At 74.0% G+C, this 3653-nt stretch carries 3 protein-coding genes; all 3 read left to right on the forward strand.

Going from position 1 to position 3653, the window contains the following annotated elements:
* Positions 1–112: 112 nt before the first annotated feature.
* Positions 113–1645 carry a leucyl aminopeptidase gene (locus ABWI04_RS42080; protein ID WP_353835905.1) on the forward strand — a complete coding sequence of 511 codons (1533 nt, stop codon included), beginning with the start codon at positions 113–115 and terminating at the stop codon, positions 1643–1645.
* 151 nt (positions 1646–1796) lie between these two features.
* Entirely contained in the window at positions 1797–3188 is a 1392-nt protein-coding gene (gene lpdA / locus ABWI04_RS42085) for a dihydrolipoyl dehydrogenase (RefSeq protein WP_345187815.1), read from the forward strand.
* A gap of 36 nt (positions 3189–3224) precedes the next feature.
* Positions 3225–3653 (forward strand): biotin/lipoyl-containing protein (locus ABWI04_RS42090; RefSeq protein ID WP_353835906.1); only part of this gene is annotated, 429 nt, incomplete at its 3' end.

Below are 3653 nucleotides of genomic sequence, written 5' to 3' on the forward strand. Positions count from 1 at the left end.
CCTGTCTCGCGGGGACACGTCCCGCTCGGCGCCCTCGTCGAGATCGCCGCGACGGCCGCGCTGGTCGCCCTCGCGGCGCTGCCCTGAGGGCGCGGCGGCCCCCCGGAGGGCAATGCTTGATCCAAAAGGACGAAACCGGTCACCGGGAGGACTAACATCGGGCTACGTGACGAGCATCAGCCTTGACAGCGCAGACCTGGCCGGCCTCGACGTCGACGCGATCGTGATCGGCGTCGCCCCCGCCGCGGCGGGCGCCGCGCCGGCCGACGGCGCGCAAGCCCTCGACCGCGCGATGGACGGCAGGCTCGCGGACGCGCTGGGCGCGCTCGGCGCCACCGGCAAGGCCGGCGAGGTGACCAGGCTGCCCTCGCTCGGCGCCGTCCCCGCCAAGGTCATCGTGGCCGCCGGGCTCGGCGAGGACCCCTCCGCCGAGGACCTGCGCCGCGCCGCCGGCGCCGCCGTCCGCTCCCTCGCGGGCACCGCCCGGGTCGCGGTCGCGCTCCCCGCCTCCGGCGCCGAGGGCGTCGAGGCCGTCGCGCTGGGCGCGCTGCTCGGCGCCTACTCCTTCGACGCCTTCCGCACCGGCGACGGCCACAAGAGCCCGGTCGAGGAGATCCGCCTGGTCGCCCCCGCGTCCGAGGAGGCCGCCCTCGGGCGCGCCCGCACCCTCGCCGCGTCGGTCCGGCTCGTCCGCGACCTGGTGAACACCCCGCCGTCCCACCTGTCCCCCGAGGACTTCGCCGGCGAGGCCGAGCGGGTCGCCGGCGAGACCGGCCTCGCCATCGAGGTGCTGGACGAGAAGGCCCTCGTCGAGGGCGGGTACGGCGGCATCGTGGGCGTCGGGCAGGGATCGGTGAACCCGCCGCGGCTCGTCCGGCTCGCCTACACCCACCCGGAGGCGTCCAGGACGCTCGCCCTCGTCGGCAAGGGCATCACGTTCGACTCCGGCGGCCTGTCCCTCAAGCCGAGCGAGGCGATGGACTGGATGAAGTCCGACATGGGCGGCGCGGCCGCCGTGCTCGGCGCGCTCGCCGCCATCGCCGAGCTGCGCCCCGCGGTCAACGTCGTCGGCTACCTCGCCCTCGCCGAGAACATGCCGAGCGGCACCGCGCAGCGCCCGTCCGACGTGCTGCGCATCTACGGCGGCACGACCGTGGAGGTCCTCAACACCGACGCCGAGGGCCGGCTCGTCATGGCCGACGCCCTCGTCCGCGCCGGCGAGGACTCCCCCGACCTCATCGTGGACGTCGCCACCCTGACCGGCGCGCAGCTCGTCGCCCTCGGCACCCGCACCTTCGGCGTCATGGCCAACGACGACGGCGTGCGCGAGAAGGTGGTCGCGGCGGCCGAGCGCGCGGGCGAGGCCTCCTGGGGCATGCCGCTGCCCCCGGAGCTGCGCAAGGGCCTCGACTCGGCGGTCGCCGACATCGCCAACATCAGCGGCGAGCGCTGGGGCGGCATGCTGGTCGCCGGGACGTTCCTCAAGGAGTTCGTGCCGGACGGCGTCAAGTGGGCCCACCTGGACATCGCGGGCCCCGCCTTCCACAAGGGCGAGCCGTACGGGTACACGCCGAAGGGCGGCACCGGAGCCGCGGCGCGCACACTGGTCCAGATCGCCGAGGACGTCGCCGCGGGAGTCCTGTAGGGGGCCACGGGAATTCCACGGGGGTCCCGCCCGCTGTGAGCGGGCGGGGAACAGAATAGGTTTTCTTGTGGCGTGGGGGCCCGGCTGCCGGTGCGCCCCGCCCAGGACGCCGCGATCCACGCGGCGCCACGACCGGGAAAGGGAGCGTCCAGTGGCCAACAACGGCCCCTTCGACATCGTCGTCCTGGGTGCCGGCAGCGGCGGGTACGCGTGCGCGTTGCGCGCCGCCGAGCTCGGCAGGTCGGTCGCGCTCATCGAGCGGGACGAGTCGCTCGGCGGAACGTGCCTCAACCGCGGCTGCATCCCCACCAAGGCGCTGCTGCACGCGGCCGAGGTGGCGGACCAGTCCCGCGAGGCGGCGAAGTTCGGTGTGAAGGCCACCTTCGAGGGCATCGACGTCGCCGGGGTGAACGCCTACAAGGACAAGGTCGTCTCGACGACCGTCAAGGGCCTCACCGGGCTGATCAAGTCCCGGGGCATCGAGGTCGTGCACGGCACCGGGCGGCTGGCCGGCCCCACCGCGGTCGAGGTCGAGACCGCCGAGGGGATCCGCCGCATCGAGGGCGGGCACATCGTGCTCGGCACGGGGTCGGCGCCGAAGTCGCTGCCCGGCCTGGAGATCGACGGCGAGCGCGTCATCTCCAGCGACCACGCGCTGCGGCTGGAGCACGTCCCCGGCTCGGTCGTGATCCTCGGCGGCGGCGTCATCGGCGTCGAGTTCGCCAGCGTGTGGCGCTCCTTCGGCGCCGACGTCACGATCGTCGAGGCGCTGCCGCACCTGCTCCCGCTGGAGGAGGAGACCAGCTCCAAGCGGCTGGAGCGCGCCTTCCGCAAGCGCGGCATCAGGTTCGAGCTCGGCACCCGGTTCCAGAGCGCCAAGACGACGCAGGGCGGCATCTCCGTCACCCTCGAGGACGGCAAGACCATCGACGCCGAGCTGCTGCTCGTGGCGGTGGGCCGCGGACCGGTCTCCGACGGCATCGGCCTGGCCGAGGCCGGCGTCGAGACCGAGCGCGGGTTCGTCAAGGTCGACGAGTACTGCCGCACGAGCGTCCCCACGATCTCCGCGGTCGGCGACCTGATCCCGACCCCGCAGCTGGCCCACGTCGGCTTCGCCGAGGGCATCCTCGTCGCCGAGCGGCTGAGCGGGCTCACCCCGCCGCCGATCGACTACGACGGCGTCCCTCGCATCACCTACTCCGACCCCGAGGTGGCCTCGGTCGGCATCACGTCCGCCGTGGCCCGTGAGCGCGGGTACGAGATCAAGGAGGTCACCTACGACCTCGCCGGCAACCCCAAGAGCAAGATCCTGGGGACGCAGGGCGAGGTCAAGGTGATCGCGGCCGTGGACGGCCCCGTCCTCGGCCTCCACATGGTCGGCGCACGCGTCGGCGAGCTCATCGCGGAGGGGCAGCTCATCTACAACTGGGAGGCCCTGCCCGGCGAGGTCGCCCAGCTGATCCACCCCCACCCGACCCAGTCCGAGGCGGTCGGCGAGGCGCATCTCGCCCTCGCCGGCAAACCACTGCACGTGCACGGCTGAGAAGCCGCACAAGTATTCCGAAGGAGTCGCTGGACCATGCCGGTCTCCGTCACCATGCCCCAGCTCGGCGAGAGCGTCACCGAGGGCACCGTCACCCGCTGGCTCAAGAAGGAGGGCGAGCGCGTCGAGACCGACGAGCCGCTCCTGGAGGTGTCCACCGACAAGGTCGACACCGAGATCCCCTCCCCCGCCTCGGGCATCCTCACCAGCATCACCGTCGCCGAGGACGAGACCGTCGAGGTCGGCGCCGAGCTGGCCGTCATCGGCGACGAGGGCGAGGCGCCGTCCGGCGGCGGCGCTCCGGCCGCCGAGGAGCAGCAGGCGGAGCCCCAGCAGGAGGCCCCGCAGCAGCAGGAGGCCCCGCAGCAGGCGCAGCAGCCCCAGGCGCAGCAGGCTCCCCCGCCCGCCGCCTGGCCGCCGCCGGCGCAGCAGCAGCCCGCGGCCCCGCCCTCCCCGGCGCCCGCC

Origin of the sequence: Actinomadura sp. NPDC000929 (assembly GCF_040492065.1) — a bacterium.
Taxonomy (GTDB): Bacteria; Actinomycetota; Actinomycetes; order Streptosporangiales; family Streptosporangiaceae; genus Spirillospora; species Spirillospora verrucosospora.

Bases quoted from the DNA above. Each gene is read 5' to 3' on its own strand.
- ABWI04_RS42080 (WP_353835905.1), top strand. From the start codon at position 113: ATGCTTGATCCAAAAGGACGAAACCGGTCACCGGGAGGACTAACATCG.